We start from the raw sequence: 4,318 nt of genomic DNA, 5'->3' as shown, positions 1-4,318 counted from the left end.
TCACCGCGCCGTGGTCGAGGAAAACCAGATCGCCCAGCGCGCCGCCGGTCACTGGGGCGTACCCATGATGGTGTTCGGTCAGGAGGCCTTCTATGGCCAGGACCGGTTCGACCAGATGAAATGGCGGATGGAACAGGCAGGGTTGACGGCGCGGACCTAAAGCCTGCCCGCTTCGCTCATCAGAAAAAAGCTGTGAGATTGAGCGATATATAGCGTGTATCGCCGCCGCCCGTCGCGTTCGGCGCAGTTTTTAGGAATCTGCCCTTTCGCAGCAACGCGCCGGTGGCCTCGAACCGAAGCTTTTCGGGCGCGACCCACCAGCGCGCGCGTCCTTCGAACTGCTGACCGGCGAAGCGACCCGAATTCCCGGCGGCATCGCGCACCCCCGTTGTCGCGAAACTGTCGGTGCGCGACGCCAGCCACATCAGCCGGTAATTGACGAACAGATCCAGACGCCTGGAGGGAGCAGCCTCGATCCGCACAGCAGGAGTCAGGATGTTGGCTCGACCGATCGCGCTGTAGATGCCGGAAGGCGCAAAATCGGCGCGGCGCATGCCGAACAGCGTATCAAACCGGTTGACGCTGCCGCCGCCCCTGTCCCCGCTGGCATAATCGAATTCGGCCGACACACGCGGTTTCCATCCACTTGCAAAGGTGTAGCCGACGTCGGCGTGAACGAACCAGGCCGATACGTCCCGGACAGGCGCGTTGTTGGCGAGCGAGGCGCGCACGTTCCCCCATTGGCTGATAACTTCGATCTCATGATCCCATCGCTCGGCCTTCGGGTCGCGAATGAACCGCAAGCCCAGTGTTTCGAGCGAGCGGTTACGCGTCGGACGACCCGGCGCGTCGCGCTCGCCGAGGTGATAAAAGGAGACTTCTGCCGTCGTCTCGCCAATGGCCCTGGTCTTGCTGGCCAGACCACCCCAAAGCACCAGATCAAAACTCTCACGATCCCATGCGGCACGGTTGTCGCGGAGGGCCGCGTTGTCGTCGGGCAGCCGGACCTGTGGCAGGACGTAGATCAGCGTCGCCCGTGTGCCGGCGTCAAAGTTGAGGTCCGTACGCAGCCCGGTATAGCCGCTGGTCGTGTTGCGGTAGTCGTCCGCCGCGACCAGCCGCCGCGATCCCAGGTTGAGCGTGAAGCGTCCCGCCTGCACCGTTGCCGATGTTCCTGCTCCAAGTGGCGAGGCGAGGTCAGCGGCGATCCAGGCCTGGACCAACTCGAACGCATTGACCTCGCTTGTCGTGACGGGTGTTCCGGCGTCGGCGAGATACACGCGCGAATCGTAGAGTTCCGCCCCCGCCCGAAATCCGTCGCCGCGATACTCGGCGGTCAGGATGGTTCTCAGATTGAGCAGCGCGTCGGCATTGTCGAACCCAACGCGAGCCTGGTTGTCTATGGCCTCATAGCGGGCGCGGAAACTGCCCGACAGATCGAGCCCATCCTCGGCAAGAGCCGGTGATGACAAAAGAAGGACCGACACGGCAAAAGCGACACTGGATCGACGCACACGCCCACCACCGCCCCAACGAGAGGGCACGAAGAGCAACGCTCGTGTAACACTGCTTGACCGGGAGGTTGCCTCGACCCCGACATCGAAGCGCTCCCCTAAAGGTAGTCTGCCGTCAAGCCACATATTCTCTGATCGTCTCATCGACAGACCACTGGCGATGGTTGGAGGCGCTTGCAACAGGCCCTTGTTGTCCTGGTTTCTCGTGACGCACGCACACGACCCGCATAGCGTGAAGCTTCGAGGCAGCCAGAGCGCTGCAGAAGTGTTCGGTTCGGGAGAAACCCGATAACGTCGATGGTGGTTGGACCCGTCGGGGCTGATCTCGTCGCGCGACCCGGGAGGGACAGGATGTTCAGTATGACCCGACGCGCCGCAATCGCGCTTGCCGCCGCCAGCGGCGGCCTTGGTCTGGGCGCGAAGGCGGCGACCCGCCGTGTGGGCATCCGGCGGCTGGTGGACCGTCCGATCATCGCGCCAGGCATGGACGTCAGGATGGGCCCAAACATCGAAGGGCCATCCCTGATCCGCACGCCGGCCTGGCTGCCGGGCCGCCTCGGGCGCTACTATCTCTATTTCGCCGACCACAAGGGCGACTACATCCGCCTGGCTTACGCCGACCGACTGGAAGGGCCGTGGAAGGTCCATGCCCCTGGGTCATTGCAACTGGCGCAGTCAGGTCTTCCAACGGTGCCGCCGCCGCAGCCACCGAATGCCGCGGCGCTGCTGGCCGTCCAGGGCGCCGCCAATCGGGCGCCGCCAGGTACGCCCGGGATTCCCACCCTGCTTGACGACGCGACCTTGCCGCATATCGCCTCGCCGGATGTTCATGTGGATGAGGCCGGGCGCCGGATCATCATGTACTTTCACGGGCTGGAGTCCTTCGGTGTCCAGCGTTCGCGGGTGGCGACATCGACCGATGGGCTCAACTTCAAAGCTGTCGGCGGATCCATCGGGCTGTCCTACATGCGGGTTTTTCGCCATGCTGGCCGTCATTATGCCATGGCGATGCCGGGCGTGTTCTCGCGCTCACTGGACGGCCTGAGCGGCTTCGAAACCGGCCCCAGACTGTTTGCGGGCGATCAGCGCCACAGCGCCTTGTTGAAGCGCGGAAACCTTCTGCACGTTTTCTGGACCCGGGTCGGCGATGCGCCCGAGCGGATCTACATGTCGACCATCGATCTGACACCGGACTGGATGTCGTGGACCGTCGGCGAGACGATCGAGGTGCTGCGCCCGGAGAGGGATTGGGAGGGCGCCGATCTGCCGGTCGAGCCGTCGTATCGCAGTGCGATCAACACGCCGGTCAATCAGCTTCGTGACCCGGCGATTTATGAAGAAGACGGGCGCGTGTACCTGCTCTACGCGGTGAAGGGCGAAGGCGGGATCGCGATTGCGGAACTGATCTTCTGATCCACTCAAGGTTTCTGGTGACGCCCGCGCGCGATCCACCTAGCGTGAAGTTTCGAGGTGGCCAGAGAGCTGCAGGTTTACAGGGTCAGGGAGAGACTCGATGACGTCAATGACGGTGCGCGCCGCCGCCGCCCTTGCGCTGGCGACTGCAGGATTTGCTTTGCCAGTTGCGGCCAAAACCCCACGGCCACCCAACGTCATCGTCATCCTGGCTGACGATCTTGGCTACGGCGACACCGGCGTCTATGGCAGCAAGATCATAAAAACGCCCAACATCGACGCCCTGGCGGCGGACGGCGTGCGCTTCACTCAGGGCTATGTCAGCCATCCCGTCTGCGCGCCGTCGCGCTCGGCGATCATGACCGGCCGCTATCAGACCCGGTTCGGCTACGAGTTCAATCCGGTTGGCCGTGACAGGACCCGCGGCGTGGCCCTGACCGAGACCTTCATTCCAAAGGTGCTGAAGTCCGCGGGCTATTCCACGGCATTGGTGGGCAAATGGCACCTTGGCGAGTCCGGTGACTATCATCCGATGGGCCGGGGATTCGATCAGTACTTTGGAATCCTGAGCGGCGCTGGCGCGTTCATCACCAACGCCAGGGAAGGCGATGAATTCCACACGCCACCGGGCTCCAGAGGGACATACGGAACGGCCGAAGGCGGCGGTGCAATTCCGGACATGTCGGAGGCGCAGGAAATGGTCGTGATCCGCCAGCGAGCGCCGGTCTATCGCGGTCGCGAGGTGGTTGAGGTCAAGGACTACCTGACCGACGCCTTCACCGATGAGGCTGTCCGCTTCATTGGCGAGAACAAGGACAAGCCCTTCTTCCTCTACCTCGCACACACCGCCCCGCATACGCCGTTGCAGGCTACGGCGAAGTACATCGAACGCTACAAGAACATCGAGAACAAGGGACAGCGCGTCTATGCGGCGATGGTATCGTCGCTCGATGACAGCGTCGGCGCTGTGCGGGCCAAGCTGAAAGCCGAGGGAATCGACAAGGACACCCTGATCGTCTTCCTGTCCGACAATGGCTGCGCCGGCTATGTGGGCGACGCCTGCACCAACACGCCGCTCAACGGTTACAAGGCGGGGCATCTGGAAGGCGGCGTCCGCGTGCCCTTCATCATGGCCATGCCGGGACGGATCAAGGCCGGACAGGTGGAAACCCGCGTCGTCTCGAGCCTGGATATTGCGCCCACTGCGGCGGCTTTGGCCGGGGCGAAGATGCCCAACGGAACCGACGGGGTCGACCTTATGCCCTACCTCACCGGCGCCAAGGCCGGGACGCCAAACCCCACCCTCTACTGGCGCTCTGGCCCCAACTTCGCGATCCGCGATGGCGACTGGAAGATGTGGGTGGTCAACCGCGCTGACCCGTCCGAGCCTC

The 4,318-nt window shown here is 63.7% G+C and carries 3 protein-coding genes; 2 read left to right on the top strand and 1 reads right to left on the bottom strand.

Going from position 1 to position 4,318, the window contains the following annotated elements; all coding sequences use genetic code 11:
* Window positions 1-179 precede the first annotated feature (179 nt).
* Window positions 180-1,487, bottom strand: coding sequence for an alginate export family protein (locus ACIQ42_RS16480; RefSeq protein WP_397423332.1), 1,308 nt, complete (start codon window positions 1,485-1,487; stop codon window positions 180-182).
* A gap of 387 nt (window positions 1,488-1,874) precedes the next feature.
* Between ACIQ42_RS16480 and ACIQ42_RS16475 the strand changes: the two genes are divergently transcribed.
* The gene (locus ACIQ42_RS16475; protein ID WP_397423331.1) at window positions 1,875-2,927 is read left to right on the top strand and encodes a hypothetical protein; all 1,053 of its coding nucleotides are present in this window, start codon (window positions 1,875-1,877) and stop codon (window positions 2,925-2,927) included.
* Between the two features lie 100 nt (window positions 2,928-3,027).
* On the top strand, window positions 3,028-4,318 hold a 1,291-nt coding region (locus ACIQ42_RS16470), incomplete at its 3' end, for a sulfatase-like hydrolase/transferase (RefSeq protein WP_397423330.1).

Source organism: Phenylobacterium sp. (genome assembly GCF_044372605.1).
In the GTDB taxonomy this organism is placed as follows: domain Bacteria; phylum Pseudomonadota; class Alphaproteobacteria; order Caulobacterales; family Caulobacteraceae; genus Phenylobacterium.
This window is presented reverse-complemented; position numbering and strand designations above follow the sequence as displayed.